The organism is Caulobacter segnis (assembly GCF_029543125.1).
Classification (GTDB): Bacteria; Pseudomonadota; Alphaproteobacteria; order Caulobacterales; family Caulobacteraceae; genus Caulobacter; species Caulobacter segnis_D.
Genome location: NZ_JARQWW010000004.1, coordinates 82189 through 98113, shown reverse-complemented (window position 1 = coordinate 98113; position 15925 = coordinate 82189). Strand labels below are relative to the sequence as shown.

Below are 15925 nucleotides of genomic sequence, written 5' to 3'. Positions count from 1 at the left end.
CGTTACGTCAGGGGGCGCAACCGCGCAGGGGCGCATTCATTTGGTGCGTTGCAAAATTGGCGCAGGCTGAGTGTCTTCAGTGTGCCGGAACGGTCCACATGTAGATCATGTTGCCGTCCACCTCGCGCTCCTGGTCGGGCTTCCAGTCGCCCATGTGAAAGGCGTGGCTGACCACCCGGGTCCCCGGCTTCAACTCGCTCAGCAGCTTCGGCCGCAGGCGCAGGTTCACGCTGTCGAGCAGATAGAGCGTGACGACGGTGGCCTCGCTCAGGTCGGTGGTGAAGAGGTCCGCCGTGCGGAAGGTGGCCAGCTTGTCGAGCTTTTGCCGCCAGGCTTGATGCGAGGCTTCGCGCGCCAGGGCCGGGTCGATCTCGATCCCCACCGCGCGGACGCCGAAGCGTTTGGCGGCGGTGATGGGAATCCGGCCGTCACCGGAGCCCAGGTCATAGAGAACGTCGCCGGGTCCAACCTTGGCCATCTCCAGCATGGCGTCGACCACGGGCTGGGGCGTCGGCACGTAGATGACGTCCGGCTTCGGCGCGGCGGCGGCGTTCCCGGCCAGGCAAAGACAGAAAAGGGCGACGAGCAGTTTCATCTCGCCAGAGGACCACGCGCCGCCTCGCGCTGGAAGCGTCCGTCATGAATCTGGAGGGCCTGAGCGACCATCACTCAACCCCGCGCATGCTGCTCACGAAGGCCATGAAATGGGCAAGGCGGGCTACTGCACCCGGTTGATGCGGGCGCCGATCGTTGATGGACCGCCATGATTCTGACGGCGTCCATTCCGGCCACCAGGTGCTTCGCTGAACAAGAGGCTGAAGATCGTTACGGCCTATGACGATGCATTCGCCGTCATGGGGGAAGTCTGCGCCCGGTCTATGCGCATCTACGCGGCGATCCACGACGCTGACCACCAAGTCTATCCGATAGAGGATATCGGACGCCCGCCAGCATGGATGAAGGTGAAGGTCATCCTGGATGAACTTCGCCGCGGAGAGCATGAGTTCATCATGTGGATCGACGCTGACGCCTGCTTCGTTCGCGGTGACTGCGACGTTCTGAACTTGGTTCAGCAAGACAAGGACCTCTATCTCGTACGCCAACACATCCGCGTCGCTCTGGTCCCGCCCGGCGGGCTGTTTCTGTTCGCCGAGCGGCCGAACACCGGGGTGATGCTGATCCGGAATTGTGCATGGTCACTCGAGCTCTTCGAGGAGATCTGGAGCCGCACGCAGTACATCGGTCACTACTGGTGGGAGCAGGCGGCCTTCATGGACCTGATCGGCTACCACTACGAGATCACCGGCGGCCGATGCGAAAATGCGTTTCAAGAGGAGCGTCTGGCCCGGATCGAATGGATTTCCGGCGAGTGGAACGCCATCCCCACCTTGGTGCCGGGCCACCCCGACGCCATGCGCGCAGATCCGATCATCATCCATTTCGCGGGCATGCCGAACGACCAGCGAAGCCGGGAGATGCCAAGCCAGATCTTCGGATCGATACCGCTCGGGCGGGGGCCGCAGGCCCCGTAGGCTAAAGCGCCAAGCTAAGGAAAGTGTTTGGAGGCCTGACCGGGAATCGAACCCGGGTGCACGGATTTGCAGTCCGCTGCGTCACCACTCCGCCATCAGGCCGCCTCGGCGTCGCACAGGCGGCCGCCGAAGAGGGCGGATCGCTATCAGAAGGGCGGGGCCGTTGCAATCGAAGCCTTCAGATCGCTTGGCGTCGGCGACGGGCGGACCTATAAGCGCAGCGAATTTTCGCTCGGGCCCAGAGGGATAGATGAGCTCCGACTTCGCGGCAGCCCGGATCAACATGGTCGACAGCCAGATCCGCGTAAACGACGTCACCGATTTCGCGCTGCAGGACGCCCTGCGCGCGACGCCGCGTGAAACCTGCGTTCCGGCGGATCAGGCGTTCCGCGCCTATGCCGACCTGGAGGTGCAGTACGCGCCGGGCCGCTGGCTGCTGCGCCCGCGCGACGTATCCAAGCTGCTGCAGGCCCTGCACCCGCAGGCCGGCGAAAAGGCCCTGGCCATCGCCGCGCCCTATGCCGGCGCCGTTCTGGAGAACATGGGCCTGTCGGTGACCCATCTGGCCGAGGGCGACCTGACGGCCGTGTCGGGCGGCCCCTACGACGTGATCGTCGTCGAGGGCGGCGTGGCGCAGGTTCCGGCGAGCTGGACCGCGGCCCTGGCCGTGGGCGGCCGCCTGGGCGTCGTCGAGCGTTCCGGCCCGGTGGGCCGCGCTACGGTCTATGTGCGCGCCGCCGACGGCGTGGGCCGTCGCGTGATGTTCGATTCGGCCGCGCCGCTGCTGGCCGGCTTCGAACCGGAAGCCAAGTTCGCCTTCTGATCTGAGCGCCCGCTTTTCAGGGCCGACATACGCCCGGCCTTCGCGTGTGAAAAAAGCTTAACTGGCCCCGGCTCATGCTGGGGCCTAAACGGCGCTTACCTATCAGGCGCCGAGCGCGCTTCTTTGAGGATCAACGGGGATGTTCACTAGCCGCCGTGCGGGTTTGCTTGCCGCCGCTTGCAGTATCGGTCTGATGGTGGGGGCCGGGACAGCCCACGCCGAGACCCTGGCCGAGGCTATCGCCCTGGCCTACCAGACCAACCCGACGCTGCAGGCCCGCCGCGCCACGCAACGGGCCCTCGACGAAAGCTACGTCCAGGCCCGCACTGGCTTCCGCCCGAGCATCAACGGCACGCTGGGCGCCAGCTACAGCCACATCAAGCCCGGCAGCCCCGGCGCCATCGACACCAACGGCGACGGCATTCCGGACGTGACGGTGGGCGGTTCGTCCGAGAACAACACCGGTTCCGCCCAGCTTTCGCTCACCCAGCCGATCTTCACCGGCGGCCGCGTCAGCTCTGAAGTCGCCGCCGCCGAGGCCGACGTGAACGCCGGCCGCCAGGGCCTGCGCGGCGTCGAGCAGACCGTGCTGACCTCGGTCATGCAGGCCTATGTGGACGTGCGCCGCGACCAGGAGCGCCTGCGCATCAGCCAGGAGAGCGTGGCGGTCCTGCAGCGCCAGCTCGACGAATCGAACGCCCGCTTTGAAGTGGGCGAGATCACCCGCACCGACGTGGCCCAGTCGCAGGCGCGCCTCGCGGCCGCTCGCGCCAATCTGGCCTCGGCCCAGGCTCAGCTCGCCGTGAGCCGCGCGACCTACGCCGCGGTGGTGGGGCAGAACCCGGGCGACCTCGTCGCCGAGCCGTCTTTGGCGACGCTCCTGCCCGCCACTGTCGATCAAGCCTTCGAGTCGGCGGAACAGCAGAACCCGCAGATCCTGGGCGCCGATTTCACGGAGCAGGCGAGCCGTTCGCGAGTCGCTTCCGCCAAGGCCGCGAACCGCCCAACGGTCGGTCTGACGGGCACGCTCGGCTATACCGGCCACATCGAGCCGTTCCATCTCGACGAGTACGACCGCGCCATCCGCGTGGGCGCCACGGCGAGCGTGCCGATCTTCACCGGCGGCCTGAACACCTCGCGCATCCGCGCGGCCGTGGAGCGCAACAACGCCGACCGCATCGCCATCGAAGGCGCCCGCCGCCAGGTGATGCAGCAGGTCTCCACCTCCTGGAACCAGCTTCTGGGCGCCCGCGCCAACCTGGCCTCCAACGAAGAGCAGGTCCGCGCCGCGCAGATCGCCTTCGAAGGCGTGCGTCAGGAGAATCAGGTGGGTCTGCGCACCACGCTCGACGTGCTGATCGCCGAGCAGGACCTGCGCAACGCTCAGCTCGCCCTGGTCAACGCCCGTCGCGACGAATACGTGGCCGCCGCCAACGTGCTGGCTTCTTCGGGCCGCCTGGAAGCACAGGCTCTGGCGGGCGATGTGCCGGTCTATGACCCGGCGGCGAACTTCAACAAGGTGAAGGGCAGCGGCGCCATGCCTTGGGATCCGCTGGTCGCCGGGGTCGACAAGCTCGGCGCTCCGACCATCGCTCCGGCGCCGACGGACGTGCCGATCGCCACCGCGAAGTAACAAGCTTGGCCGCTTCATAGTGAAGCAGCCGACGTCATGACGGGGGCGGGCCGCGCATCAGCGAGGCCCGCCCTTGTTGCGTTTGCGGCAAGCCCGGAGCGGGCGGGCGGACGGCGAGTCCTTTCGGCTCCACATTCCTGTCGTCAAACCGGTTTCCACTTTGCCGGGATGCAGGCTAGGCTCCGCCGGAATCGCACCGCCAATAGAGACGGCCCGCATATGTCCGACGCAGCTCAAGAACCGACGATGGAGGAGATCCTCGCCTCCATCCGCCGCATCATCTCCGAAGATGACGCGCCAGCGGAGGAGGGGGCTGCGGAAGAGGCCGCCGCGCCGGCCGCGGAGGATTCCTCGTACGAAGAGTATACGCCGGACACCTCCGCCGATGATGAGGGCGAGGATGTGCTGGAGCTGACCGAGCCGCTCGACGCGCCGGTGGAGAGCCACGGCGATCTCGATGTCTACACCCCGCCGGCCGCCGCCGCGCCGGAGCCCGAGCCGGCCCTGCCGCCTCTGGCGGAGACCGAGCGTCTGGTGGGGGACCAGGCCGCCGCCGCCGCCGCTTCGGCCTTCACCAGCCTGTCGGCCGCCATCACCATGCCCAAGGAAGGCCGCACGCTCGAGGACGTCGTCCGCGAGATGCTGCGCCCCATGCTGAAGTCCTGGCTGGACGACAACCTGCCGCGCATCGTCGAGGCGCAGGTAGCCCAGGAAGTCGAACGCATCGCCCGCCAACGCGCGGGCTGACCGCCGCTTCTGGCTGAAATTCAGCGCCGCGACGGTCCCGCCGTCGCGGCGTTTTTCATTTTCGCCAGACAAACTGACGCCTTGGCCGCCTTTCCTGCTATAGGGCGCGGCTGGAAATCCATTGCATCGCCATGCTTGAAAAAACCTTCGATCCCAAGACCGTCGAACCGCGCCTGTATGAAGCCTGGGAGGCGTCCGGCGCCTTCAAGCCGATTGACGACCCCAAGGCCGAGCCGTTCAGCATCGTCATCCCGCCGCCGAACGTCACCGGTTCGCTGCACATCGGGCACGCGCTGAACAACACGCTGCAGGACGTGCTGACCCGCTTCCACCGCATGCGCGGCAAGGCCGCCCTGTGGCTGCCGGGCACGGACCACGCCGGCATCGCCACCCAGATGGTGGTGGAGCGCCAGTTGGCCGCTGCCGGCAATGTCAGCCGCCGCGACATGGGCCGTGAAGCTTTCGTCGAGAAGGTCTGGCAGTGGAAGGCCGAGAGCGCCGGTTCGATCCAGAACCAGCTGCGCCGCCTGGGGGCGTCCTGCGACTGGAGCCGCGAGCGCTTCACCCTGGACGAGGGCCTGTCGGCTGCCGTCCGCAAGGTGTTCGTCCAGCTCTACAAGGAAGGCCTGATCTACCGCGACAAGCGGTTGGTGAACTGGGACCCGCACTTCCAGACCGCCATCTCCGACCTCGAGGTTGAGCAGAAGGAGGTCGATGGCCACTATTGGCACTTCGCCTATCCGCTTGCCGACGGCGTCACCTATCAGCACCCGATCGCCTTCGACGAAGAGGGCAAGGCGACCGAGTTCGAGACCCGCGACTTCATCGTGGTCGCCACCACGCGGCCGGAAACCATGCTGGGCGACACCGGCATCGCCGTGCATCCGGATGACGAGCGCTACAAGATCCTGGTCGGCAAGGAAGTGATCCTGCCGATCACCGGCCGCCGCATCCCGATCGTCGCCGACGACTACGCCGACCCGACCAAGGGGTCTGGCGCGGTGAAGATCACGCCGGCCCACGACTTCAACGACTTCCAGGTCGGCAAGCGTGCGGGGCTGGAGGCGATCAACATCATGGACGCCTATGGCCGCATCAGCGAGCCGGCGCCCGCCGACTATGTGGGCATGGACCGCTTCGCCGCCCGCAAGGCCATCGTGGCCCGGGCCGAGGAAGAGGGCTGGCTGCGCGAGATCGAGAAGACCCGCCACATGGTCCCGCACGGCGACCGTTCGGGCGTTGTCATTGAGCCGTGGCTGACGGACCAGTGGTACGTCGACGCCGCCACCCTGGCCAAGCCGGCCATCGCCGCCGTTGAGAACGGCGACACGGTCTTCGAACCCAGGAACTGGGAGAAGACCTACTTCGAGTGGATGCGGAACATCGAGCCGTGGTGCGTGTCGCGCCAGCTTTGGTGGGGCCACCGCATTCCGGCCTGGTACGACGAGGACGGCGGCATCTACGTCGAGGAGACGGAGGAGGCCGCCCGCGCCGCCGCCGGCAACAAGGCGCTGAAGCAGGACGAAGACGTCCTGGACACCTGGTTCTCGTCCGGCCTGTGGCCGTTCTCGACCATGGGCTGGCCGGAGAAGACCTCCGACCTGGAGCGGTTCTATCCGACCCACACTCTGGTGACCGGCTTCGACATCATCTTTTTCTGGGTCGCCCGGATGATGATGATGGGCCTGCACTTCACCGGCGAGGTCCCCTTCAAGCGCGTGGTCATCAACGCCCTGGTCCGCGACGAGAAGGGCCAGAAGATGAGCAAGTCCAAGGGGAACGTCATCGATCCCCTGGAGATCATCGACGACCTGGGCTGCGACGCCATGCGCTTCACCCTGACGGCGATGTCGGGCCAGGCGCGGGACATCAAGCTGTCGCGCCAGCGCATCGAGGGCTATCGCAACTTCGGCACCAAGCTGTGGAACGCCGCGCGCTTCGCCCAGATGAACGAATGCGTCCGCGTGGAGGGCTTCGACCCCGCCGGCGTGACCCAAACGATCAACAAGTGGATCCGCGGCGAGACCGCCAAGACCGCCGCCGAGGTGACCAAGGCGCTTGAAGCCGCGGCCTTCGACGAGGCGGCCGGCGCGCTGTACCGCTTCGTGTGGAACGTCTTCTGCGACTGGTACCTGGAGCTGGCCAAGCCGATCCTGAACGGCGACGACCAGGCGGCCAAGACCGAGACCCGCGCCACCGCGGCCTGGGCCCTGGACGTGTGCCTGAAGCTGCTGCACCCGGTGATGCCGTTCATCACCGAGGAGCTGTGGGACAAGACCGCCGAGTTCGGTCATCCGCGCGACGGCATGCTGATCAAGGCCCAGTGGCCCGATCTGCCGCTATCCTATGTCGACACCGCCGCCGAGGCGGAGATCGGCCTGGTCGTGGCCGCCGTGAGCGACGGCCGCTCGGTCCGCGCCGAGCTGAACGTGCCGCCGTCGGCCAAGCCGCCGCTGCTGGTGCTGGAAGCCAGCGACGCCCAGCGCGCCGCCTTCCAGTCCAACGCCGCGGTGATCGCCCAGACTCTGCGCGTCTCTGGCGTGAAGTTCGAGACGACCGCGCCGGAGGGTGCCATCCCCTTCGTGGTCGAGGGCGCGACCCTGGCCCTGCCGGTGGCCGAGTTCATCGACCTCACGGCGGAGAAGGCCCGTCTCGGCAAGGAGATCGCCAACCACGTCTCCGACATCGAGCGTACGGCCAAGAAGCTGGACAACGCCGACTTCATCGCCCGGGCCAAGCCCGAGGTGGTGGAGGAGAACCGCGAGCGTCTGGCCGCAGCCGAGGCCGCCAAGGCCAAGCTGGAGGCGGCGCTCGCCCGTCTTGAAGCCGTCGGCTGATCCGGCCTGAAGGCCAGATGGAATGAAGGAGGCGGCGCCTGGAGATCGGGCGCCGCCTCTTTGCATTTGTGACGAGCAACATTTCCTAACTTATCAGCGATCCGTTGGGCTCAAACGCCCGTTTACATCCCGCGTCCGGCGGTGTTTTCTGTGCGGCGAGGCGCTCGATAGAAGCGCCGACCTACCGGGAGTGAATGATGACCCAGGCCGCCGCAGCCGCCGCCACGATTCCTTGGCCCGCCATGTCGGTGAAGCAGGCCTTCGCCATGATCACGGCGCCGGGCACGCCCTGCGAGATGGACGAGATCGAAATTCGGGGCGTGAAGACCCGGATCTGGAAGAACGCGCCGCCGACCCTGCGCACCGTGGTCGAGATCGGCCGCGCCCACACCCAGAAGGTGTTCCTGGTCCACGAGGACGAGCGCGTCACCTTCGAGGCGTTCTATCGCGCCGTGGCCGCCTTCGCTGCCGAGCTGCAGTCGTTCGGGGTGCAGAAGGGCGACCGCGTCGCCCTGGTCATGCGCAACCTGCCGGAATGGCCCGTGGCCTTCTATGCGGCTGCGTCGGTGGGCGCGATCGTCACGCCGCTGAACGCCTGGTGGACGGGGCCTGAGCTGGAATACGGCCTGACCGATTCCGGAGCCAAGGTGCTGGTCACCGATTCCGAGCGCTTCGAGCGCATGGCCGAGCATCTGCCCAACTGCCCCGAACTGAAGCGCGTCTATGTCAGCCGCGAGGTGGACGAGATCACGCATCCCTACGTCTGCAAGCTGGAGACGAAGATCGGCGGGCCGAACGACTGGGCGGCCTTGCCGGATGCGCCGTTGCCGAACGTGGACATCCAGCCGGACGACGACGCCACGATCTTCTACACCTCGGGCACCACGGGGAAGCCGAAGGGCGCCCTGGCGACCCACCGCAACATTAACTCGAACATCATCGCCGCCCTGTGCTCCGGCGCCCGGTCGTTCCTGCGCCGCGGCGAGGCGCCGCCCGCTCCCGATCCGATGGCTCCGCAGAAGGCGTCGTTGCTGTCGGTGCCGTTCTTCCACGCCACCGGCTGCTTCGCCGTCCTGAACCCTTCGCTGTTCGCCGGCGCCAAGCTGGTGATGATGCGCAAGTGGGACCCCGAGAAAGCGATGCAGGTGATCGAACGCGAGAAGATCACCCAGATCGGCGGCGTGCCGACCATCGCCTGGCAGATCATCGAGCACCCGGCCCGTGAGAACTACGATCTGTCGTCCATCGAGACGGTGGCCTATGGCGGCGCGCCGTCCGCGCCGGAGCTGGTCCGCAAGATCAAGGAGCTGTGGCCCAAGTCCGCCCCCGGCAACGGCTGGGGCATGACCGAGACCTCGGCCACGGCGACCAGCAATTCCGCCGAGGACTACGAGCACCGTCCCGACAGCTGCGGCCCCGCCGTGCCGGTCACCGACCTCAAGATCATGAGCGTCGAGGGCGACCGTGAGCTCGCTATCGGCGAGGTGGGCGAGCTGTGGTGCAAGGGCCCGCAGGTGGTTAAGGGCTACTGGAACAAGCCGGAAGCCACGGCCCAGGCCTTCGTCGACGGCTGGGTGAAGACCGGTGACCTGGCGCGTCTGGACGATGAAGGGTTCTGCTTCATCATCGACCGGGCCAAGGACATGCTGATCCGCGGCGGCGAGAACATCTACTGCATCGAGGTCGAGAACACCCTCTACGACCACCCGGCGGTGATGGACGCCGCCCTGGTCGGCATTCCGCACAAGAGCCTCGGCGAAGAGCCGGCGGCGGTGGTGACCCTGAAGCCGGACACCCACGCCACCGAGACCGAGCTGCGCGCCTTCGTCGCCGACCGGCTGGCCGCCTTCAAGGTGCCGGTGAAGGTGGTGTTCTGGCACGAGACCTTGCCGCGCAACGCCAACGGGAAGATCCTGAAGAACGAACTGAAGAAGGTGTTCGTGGAGGGGTGACCCCATGGTGCAGTCGAAGGCCGCGACGGTCGATGCGTACATGCAGACGGTTGAAGCCGATCGTCTGCCCGCCCTTCAGCGGTTGCGCGATCTCTGCCGAAGCGTCCTCGACGGCTATGAAGAGAAGATGGCCTGGGGCATGCCGGGCTACAGCGTGAACGGCCAGGACCCGTCCGTGGCCTTCAACAGCCAGAAGCGCCACATCGCCTTCTATGCCGGCCAAACCGCCGTGGACCGGTTCAAGGACCGGCTCGGCGGCATCGACTGCGGCAAGGGCTGCGTGCGCTATAGCAAGCCCGACAAGATCGACTTCGCCGTGGTCGAAGACATGCTCAAGGACATCAAGGCGCGCGGCCAGGGCATGAACTGACCGGTCAGGCGTGAACCGGCGGCCGGCGGTGCGCCCACGGATGGGCGTGCTCCAGCTCGTAGGCCAGCTCGAACAGCGTCTTCTCGTCGCCGGCCCTGGCGGCGAACTGCACGCCTACGGGCAGGCCGTCCGGCGTCCAGTGCAGGGGTACGCTCATGGCTGGGGCGCCGGCCACGTTCTCCAGCGGGGTGTAGCCCACATAGGCCACAAGGCGCTGAATCAGGGTGTCGAACGGCACGTCGCCGGACACGTAGCCCAGCTCCACCGGCGGTTTGCCGAGCACCGGCGACAGGATGACGTCGTAGCGGTTGAACCAGGCGTCATAGGCCGCGCCCGCCGCTTTCAGCCGGGTGAGAACGCCCTCCATCCCGCCAGGCGGTGAAGCGCCGAGTTGGGCGACGCCGAGGGAGAAGGGCTCCATGATCGAGGCGTCGGGCGCCTTGCCCATGGCCTTGGTCAGCATGTCCACCAGGCCGGCGGCGGACGAGCCCCACAGGGCGTTGAAGTCCTGGGCGAACTGCGGCCCGTCGATGGGCCACTTGGTGGGCTCGACCGTGTGGCCGAGGCCCTGCAGCAGGCGGCCGGCGTTCTCAACCGCTCGGGCGACCTCGGCGTCCGGCTTCAGGCCGGTGCCGCCTTCGATCAGCACGCCCACGCGCAGGCGGCGCTTGGACGGGCCGAGGACGAAGCCGACCGGCGTCAGCGGCGCGCCCGCGGCGGTGTTCTCGGTGGCGGCGAACAGGGCGGCGCTGTCGCGGACGCTGTGCGAAACGCAGTGCTCAACGGCCAGGTCGATGGCGCGGGCCGGTTCCCGCCCGGCGATCATCCGTCCACGCGACGGCTTCAGCCCGAACAGGCCGCAGTTGGCGGCGGGAATGCGGATCGAGCCGCCGCCGTCATTGGCGTGGGCGATGGACACCACCCCGGCCGCCGTGGCCGCCGCCGCCCCGCCGGAGGAGCCGCCGCTGGAACGCTCCAGGTTCCAGGGATTGCGGGTGGGGCCGGAGGCCAGAGGCTCGGTGGTCGGCAGGAAGCCGTACTCCGGCGTCGCCGACTTGCCGATGATGATGAAGCCCGCGCGCTCCAGCGCGTCCACATAGGGCTCCTGCATCTTCGCCGCCTGCGCGCGGGCCCCGGTGCGCGAGCCGTAGCGGGTGGGCAGGCCGATGACGTCGTTCAGGTCCTTCACCAGGAAGGGCACGCCGGCGAAGGGGCCGGTCTGGCCGCCCTTCTTGGCCTTGTCCATGGCGCGCTGATAGTCGGGCGTGACCATGAAGTTGAGCTTGGGGTTCAGGGCCTCGGCCCGGCGGATGGCGCTCTCCACCGCTTCGACCGGCGACAGCTTCTTGCGGCGGATGCGGCTGGCGATCTCGGTGGCGTCGGGCGTCCAGGGCGTGTGCGCGCTGGCGGCGACGGCGGGCAGGGCGGGGGCCAGGCCGGCGGCCGCTGCGGCGGCCAGCAGATCGCGACGAAGCAGAGACATCCAAACCCTCCCGTTTGTCCCAAACTGGCCTGTAATGCTTGGGCTTCGCAACCCCATGACGCCAGGAGAGGGGGAGTCTAAGGAGTGCGCATGAAGAAGCGCGCCGACATCCTGCTGGTCGAACGCGGCCTGTTTGACAGCCGCGCCAAGGCCCGCGCCGCTATCGAAGCGGGGCGGGTGACGGCCGGCGGCGCGGTGGTGGCAAAGGCCTCCGACATGCTGGCCGAGGATGCGCAGATCGTCGCCGAAGCGGCGCATCCCTGGGTCGGGCGCGGGGCGCTGAAGCTGGACCATGCCCTGAACCTGTGGCCGATCCCGGTGGAGGGCAGGGTGGCCGTCGACGTCGGCGCCTCCACCGGCGGCTTCACCGAGGTCTGCCTCAGCCGCGGCGCGGCGAAGGTTTATGCGGTGGATGTGGGGCGACGGCAGCTGCACCCGAAGCTGGCCGGCGATCCGCGCGTGGTCGATCTGTCGGGGACGGACGCCCGGTCGCTGGACGCAGGCCTGATCCCGGAGGCGCCCGGCCTGATCGTCAGCGACGTCAGCTTCATCTCCCTGGCCAAGGCCCTGCCGGCGGCCTTGATCCTGGCGGCGCCGGGGGCGAGCCTGGTCGCGCTGATCAAGCCGCAGTTCGAGGTCGGTCGCGAGAACATCGGCAAGGGCGGCCTGGTGAAGGACGAGGCGGCGCGGGACAAGGCGGTGGCCGATGTCTTGGCTTTCCTGGCAGACAGCGGCTGGATCGTGCGCGAAACCGCGCCCAGCCCGATCCTTGGTGGCGAAGGTGCTGTTGAGCACCTCGTTTGGGCAATCCGCCCAGCTTGACCATAACAACGTTCGACGAACAACTTTCGCGGGTCATTCGGGGAATGAACCATGAAGCGTTGCATCGTCGCCCTCGCGGCCGCGAGCCTGCTCGGCTGCGCCACGCCTGTGACCGAGGGACCGGAAGTCAGCATCGACGCCCGGAACGAGGAGGTTCGGCGGCAGCAGGAGTACGTGCTCGGCGTCCGGTCGGCGGAGGACGAGCGCTTCTATCGCGTGGCGCATCGGATCAGTTCCGCCAACGTGGAGCTTTGCCGTCGGCGAGGCATGTCGATCGGCGCGACCTTCGAGACGATCTATGACTACTCCGCCCAGATGCGTTCCGCGGCCAAGGCTGTGCGCGGTGTGTCAAGCGCGCCGCAGGTCGCGTGGCTGGATGAAAAGGGACCGGCGGGCGCCGCCGGCCTGCGTCGAGGGGACGTGCTTCTCGCGGTGAACGGCACGCCGGTCGCCAAGGGACCCAAGGCCGGCAAGTCGGCGAGGGGGCTGTTGGCGGCCGCATTGCATGGATCGCAGCGCCTCACGATCCTGCGCAACGGCGAGACGATCAATCTCGACATCGCTGGCAAGCAGGTCTGCGGCTATCCATTCTATCTCGTGGATGGCTCAGACCTGAATGCGACGGCGGATGGGGATGTCATCCGCTTTTATCGCGGCATGCTGCGGTTCGCGCAGAGCGACGACGAGATCGCGCTCATCCTCGGCCATGAGCTGGCGCACAACGTCATGCGCCATATTCAGAAATCGCAGATCAACAGGGTCGCCGGAGCAATCGGCGGCGCCTTGCTGGACGCTGCTTTGGGCGGTGACGGCGATCTCGCGGAGATCGGCGCCTCGATCGGCGACGCCGCCTTCTCGCAGGCGTTCGAAACCGAGGCTGACTATGTGGGGCTCTATTTCGCGGCTAGGGCCGGCTATGGCGCGAACGAGCCGGAAAAGCTGTGGCGGCGGATGAGCACTCTGGACCCGAGCCAGATCCGCAAGGGCTCCAGCCATCCCCCGAACGCGGCGCGCTATCTCAGCTTGGCCGCCACCCAACGCGAGATCGCCGAAAAGAAAGAGGCGGGACAGCCGCTGCTGCCCCGCCTCAAGAAGGATTCACCTCTGTAGAGGCTGTTTAGTCGACGACCTGATAGTCGCCGCGGGCGTCCTGGCAGACGCGGACGAAGCGCTTCTGGATGCGGCCGTCCGGCAGGTGGATCGGGCTTTCGGCCAGGGTGCAGGTCCCCGTGCCCGGAGCGGCCTCGGCCACCGGAACGGCGCGGTCGTCATAGCGGTCGCGGTCGTCATAACGGGCCGAGTAACGGTCCTGATAGCGGTCGTAATAGTCGCGACCATCATAGTGGCTGACTTCCGGCGGAGGCGGCGGCGGGGTGTAGGCAGCGCGCTGGCCCGGCTCGCAGGCGGCGCCGTTGCGGCCCACCGCGCTGCCCGCGAAGGCGCCGACCAGACCGCCGAGAACCGCGCCCTCGGTGCGGACGCCCTTGGCGGCGACGCCGCTGCCGATCAGGGCGCCGAGACCAGCGCCGACCAGGCCGCCGGCGGTGCCGCGGTTGGTCGTGTCACGACGGCAGGGATCGTAATAGTAGCCGCCGCGGCTGTCGTAGTAGCCGGGCTGGGCCGCCGCCACCGTGGGCATGGCCGAGGCGCCGGCCAGGGCCGCCACGGAGGCGACCAGGCCAAAGCCGGCGGCGATCTTGGAACGGAAGTTCATGTGGTTACCCCTAAGAGAGCGGTGATGCTGCTTGTTGTTATTGGCGAAATTTAGCCGCGCCGGCCCTAGCCTCGGCCGGACGGACGCCAGGTGCCGTCGCGGCCGCGGCAGACTTCGAAGCCGTGGTTGCGGCCGCCGTAGTATTCATTGACCCAGCGGCAGTCGCGGCGCGCCTGGACGCGGCGCGGGTAGTCCACGCACTTGACCCGACCCTTGGCAATTTGGTGGCCGGCGACCGCGCCGACCACGCCGCCGAGGACCGCGCCCTCGGTCTTGGCGCCGTTGCCGGCGACCGCGCCGCCCAGCAGGGCGCCCGACAGGCCGCCGATGATCGTGCCCTGGTTGGCCTTGCGCTTCTGCTCCGAGCGGCAGACGTCGCCCGAACCGTAGGAGCGGGCCGATTGCGCGGCGGCGAATTGGGGAACAGCCAGGGTCGGGACGGTGACCGCGACGGCCGCGGCGATGGCGAGAATGGTCTTCATAAGAGAGCTCCTTCCGACCGCTTCGCACCAACCCTTCCCGGCCGGTACGCTGCTGATGGGTTCTGTCTAGATGAATGAAGCTGAACGGTGCTTGAGCGATCCGTTCATATTCGTTCATCGGAGCCGTCCAAGAACGAGGGCGGCGATCCACGGCTGGCTGTGGTAAGGGCGGCGGTCTCGCGCCCCGACAGCTTCACTGTGAAGCTTGAAACGAGGCGATCCCACAGGAAGTTCCAAGTTCATGGGCAAGCCCGCCGAGGTCCGCGACCTGACCATAAACGCCATCGGCGCCCAGGGCGACGGTCTGGCGGAAGGCCCGGCCTTCGTGCCCCTGACCCTGCCGGGCGAACTGGTTCGCGCGCGGGTCGAGAACGCGCGGGGCGAGGTGCTGGAGATCCTGCAGGCCAGCGCTGAGCGCGTCTCCCCGTCCTGCGTGCATTTCGGCGAATGCGGCGGCTGCGCCCTGCAGCACTGGGACAGCGCGCCCTATCTGGAATGGAAGCGCGAACAGGTGCGCCTGACCCTGTCGCGGGAGCGGATCGAGACGGAGATCCTGCCGACCTTCGCCTCGCCTCCCGCCACGCGCCGGCGTCTGTCCCTGCACGCCCGCAAGGGCAAGGGCGGCGCGCGCATCGGGTTCAAGGCGCGGCGGTCCTGGGATCTGGTGGAGATCGGCGAATGCCCGATCACCGACCCGCGCCTGGTGGCGGCGTTCCCGGCCCTGCGGAAGCTGGCCGAGCCGTTCCTGGAGCATCCGAAGTCCGCGCCGACCCTGCACGTGACCCTGACCGCCACCGGCATCGACGTCGATGTGACCGGGGTTGAGCGCAAGAGCGGCGGGCTGTCCGCCGACGCCCGCATGCGCGCGGCGGAGGCCGCTCAGGCCGCCAATTTCGCCCGCGTCACCATGGCCGGCGAGCCGGTCTATGGGGAGCGCCAGGCCGTGGTCCGCATGGGACCGGCGGCCGTCGCCCTGCCGGCCGGCGCCTTCCTGCAAGCTGTGCCGGCGGCGGAGAAGGCCATGGTCGACTTCGCCGTGGAGGCGTCGCAGGGCGCCAGCCGCCTCGCCGACCTTTATTGCGGGGCCGGGACCTTCACCTTCCGTCTCGCGGAGATCGGCGCCGTCCACGCCGCAGACTTCACCGAAGGGGCCATCCGCGCCCTGAACGCGGCCATCGGCACGGCGCCGGGCCTGAAACCGATCAAGGCCGAGGCGCGCGATCTGGTCCGTCGTCCGGTGCTGTCCACCGAACTGGCCAAGACCGATGTGGTGGTCATCGATCCGCCGCGTGCCGGGGCCGCAGAACAGACCGCCGAGATCGCCAAGTCCAAGGTGGCCAAGGTGGTGAGCGTATCCTGCAACCCCGCCACCTACGCCCGCGACGCCCGAACCCTGGTGGACGCCGGGTTCAGGCTGGAGAAGGTGATGCCCGTCGACCAGTTCCTGTGGTCGCCGCACATCGAGCTGGTCAGCGTCTTCACGCGCTAGAGGGCCGACGCCAGGGGCACCGGGCCAGCCCACCGTGCCGA

General features: G+C 67.9%; 14 protein-coding genes and 1 tRNA gene. 10 read left to right on the top strand and 5 right to left on the bottom strand.

Features of this window, described 5'->3' with window-relative positions:
* Positions 1-76 precede the first annotated feature (76 nt).
* On the bottom strand, positions 77-595 hold the full coding sequence (locus P7B02_RS13110; RefSeq protein WP_277786798.1) for an SAM-dependent methyltransferase: 519 nt from the start codon (positions 593-595) through the stop codon (positions 77-79).
* Between the two features lie 283 nt (positions 596-878).
* Here P7B02_RS13110 and P7B02_RS13105 point away from each other — a divergent pair, with 283 nt between their 5' ends.
* Positions 879-1532, top strand: coding sequence for a hypothetical protein (locus P7B02_RS13105; protein ID WP_277786797.1), 654 nt, complete (start codon positions 879-881; stop codon positions 1530-1532).
* 28 nt (positions 1533-1560) lie between these two features.
* Here P7B02_RS13105 and P7B02_RS13100 read toward each other — a convergent pair.
* Positions 1561-1634: transfer RNA gene (locus tag P7B02_RS13100), tRNA-Cys, on the bottom strand.
* A gap of 148 nt (positions 1635-1782) precedes the next feature.
* Between P7B02_RS13100 and P7B02_RS13095 the strand changes: the two genes are divergently transcribed.
* The 6 genes from P7B02_RS13095 (at position 1783) to P7B02_RS13070 (ending at position 9894) form a co-directional block, all read left to right on the top strand.
* Positions 1783-2355, top strand: a complete 573-nt coding sequence (locus P7B02_RS13095) for a protein-L-isoaspartate O-methyltransferase family protein (RefSeq protein WP_277786796.1) — start codon at positions 1783-1785, stop codon at positions 2353-2355.
* A 193-nt stretch (positions 2356-2548) separates the two neighbouring features.
* Complete coding sequence (locus tag P7B02_RS13090) at positions 2549-3988, top strand: TolC family outer membrane protein (protein ID WP_277786795.1); 1440 nt, start codon at positions 2549-2551, stop codon at positions 3986-3988.
* A gap of 219 nt (positions 3989-4207) precedes the next feature.
* Positions 4208-4735, top strand: a complete 528-nt coding sequence (locus P7B02_RS13085; protein ID WP_277786794.1) for a DUF2497 domain-containing protein — start codon at positions 4208-4210, stop codon at positions 4733-4735.
* A 131-nt stretch (positions 4736-4866) separates the two neighbouring features.
* Positions 4867-7572 carry a valine--tRNA ligase gene (locus P7B02_RS13080; protein WP_277786793.1) on the top strand — a complete coding sequence of 902 codons (2706 nt, stop codon included), beginning with the start codon at positions 4867-4869 and terminating at the stop codon, positions 7570-7572.
* Positions 7573-7769: 197 nt separating this feature from the next.
* A complete protein-coding gene (locus P7B02_RS13075) occupies positions 7770-9524 on the top strand; it encodes a class I adenylate-forming enzyme family protein (protein ID WP_277786792.1) in 1755 nt (584 codons plus the stop codon).
* A 4-nt stretch (positions 9525-9528) separates the two neighbouring features.
* Complete coding sequence (locus P7B02_RS13070) at positions 9529-9894, top strand: iron chaperone (protein ID WP_277786791.1); 366 nt, start codon at positions 9529-9531, stop codon at positions 9892-9894.
* Positions 9895-9898: 4 nt separating this feature from the next.
* On the opposite strand, the gene P7B02_RS13065 is transcribed toward P7B02_RS13070, so the two are convergent.
* Positions 9899-11377 (bottom strand): amidase, encoded by a 1479-nt coding sequence (locus P7B02_RS13065; RefSeq protein WP_277786790.1) that lies wholly within the window; start codon positions 11375-11377, stop codon positions 9899-9901.
* 90 nt (positions 11378-11467) lie between these two features.
* Between P7B02_RS13065 and P7B02_RS13060 the strand changes: the two genes are divergently transcribed.
* Positions 11468-12199, top strand: a complete 732-nt coding sequence (locus P7B02_RS13060; RefSeq protein ID WP_277786789.1) for a TlyA family RNA methyltransferase — start codon at positions 11468-11470, stop codon at positions 12197-12199.
* 51 nt (positions 12200-12250) lie between these two features.
* Complete coding sequence (locus P7B02_RS13055; protein WP_277786788.1) at positions 12251-13309, top strand: M48 family metallopeptidase; 1059 nt, start codon at positions 12251-12253, stop codon at positions 13307-13309.
* Positions 13310-13316: 7 nt separating this feature from the next.
* Here P7B02_RS13055 and P7B02_RS13050 read toward each other — a convergent pair whose 3' ends face one another.
* Together P7B02_RS13050 and P7B02_RS13045 are read right to left on the bottom strand one after the other, a co-directional pair.
* Positions 13317-13913 (bottom strand): hypothetical protein, encoded by a 597-nt coding sequence (locus P7B02_RS13050; protein WP_277786787.1) that lies wholly within the window; start codon positions 13911-13913, stop codon positions 13317-13319.
* A gap of 65 nt (positions 13914-13978) precedes the next feature.
* Entirely contained in the window at positions 13979-14395 is a 417-nt protein-coding gene (locus P7B02_RS13045) for a glycine zipper 2TM domain-containing protein (RefSeq protein ID WP_277786786.1), read from the bottom strand.
* A gap of 241 nt (positions 14396-14636) precedes the next feature.
* On the opposite strand from P7B02_RS13045, the gene P7B02_RS13040 reads away from it, so the two are divergent.
* On the top strand, positions 14637-15884 hold the full coding sequence (locus tag P7B02_RS13040; RefSeq protein ID WP_277786785.1) for a class I SAM-dependent RNA methyltransferase: 1248 nt from the start codon (positions 14637-14639) through the stop codon (positions 15882-15884).
* Positions 15885-15925: the final 41 nt, after the last annotated feature.

Bases quoted from the DNA above. Each gene is read 5' to 3' on its own strand.
- P7B02_RS13045 (WP_277786786.1), bottom strand. From the start codon at position 14,395: ATGAAGACCATTCTCGCCATCGCCGCGGCCGTCGCGGTCACCGTCCCG.
- P7B02_RS13070 (WP_277786791.1), top strand. From the start codon at position 9,529: ATGGTGCAGTCGAAGGCCGCGACGGTCGATGCGTACATGCAGACGGTT.
- P7B02_RS13110 (WP_277786798.1), bottom strand. From the start codon at position 595: ATGAAACTGCTCGTCGCCCTTTTCTGTCTTTGCCTGGCCGGGAACGCC.
- P7B02_RS13050 (WP_277786787.1), bottom strand. From the start codon at position 13,913: ATGAACTTCCGTTCCAAGATCGCCGCCGGCTTTGGCCTGGTCGCCTCC.
- P7B02_RS13075 (WP_277786792.1), top strand. From the start codon at position 7,770: ATGACCCAGGCCGCCGCAGCCGCCGCCACGATTCCTTGGCCCGCCATG.
- P7B02_RS13095 (WP_277786796.1), top strand. From the start codon at position 1,783: ATGAGCTCCGACTTCGCGGCAGCCCGGATCAACATGGTCGACAGCCAG.
- P7B02_RS13040 (WP_277786785.1), top strand. From the start codon at position 14,637: ATGGGCAAGCCCGCCGAGGTCCGCGACCTGACCATAAACGCCATCGGC.
- P7B02_RS13055 (WP_277786788.1), top strand. From the start codon at position 12,251: ATGAAGCGTTGCATCGTCGCCCTCGCGGCCGCGAGCCTGCTCGGCTGC.
- P7B02_RS13065 (WP_277786790.1), bottom strand. From the start codon at position 11,377: ATGTCTCTGCTTCGTCGCGATCTGCTGGCCGCCGCAGCGGCCGCCGGC.
- P7B02_RS13085 (WP_277786794.1), top strand. From the start codon at position 4,208: ATGTCCGACGCAGCTCAAGAACCGACGATGGAGGAGATCCTCGCCTCC.
- P7B02_RS13105 (WP_277786797.1), top strand. From the start codon at position 879: ATGCGCATCTACGCGGCGATCCACGACGCTGACCACCAAGTCTATCCG.
- P7B02_RS13080 (WP_277786793.1), top strand. From the start codon at position 4,867: ATGCTTGAAAAAACCTTCGATCCCAAGACCGTCGAACCGCGCCTGTAT.
- P7B02_RS13060 (WP_277786789.1), top strand. From the start codon at position 11,468: ATGAAGAAGCGCGCCGACATCCTGCTGGTCGAACGCGGCCTGTTTGAC.
- P7B02_RS13090 (WP_277786795.1), top strand. From the start codon at position 2,549: ATGGTGGGGGCCGGGACAGCCCACGCCGAGACCCTGGCCGAGGCTATC.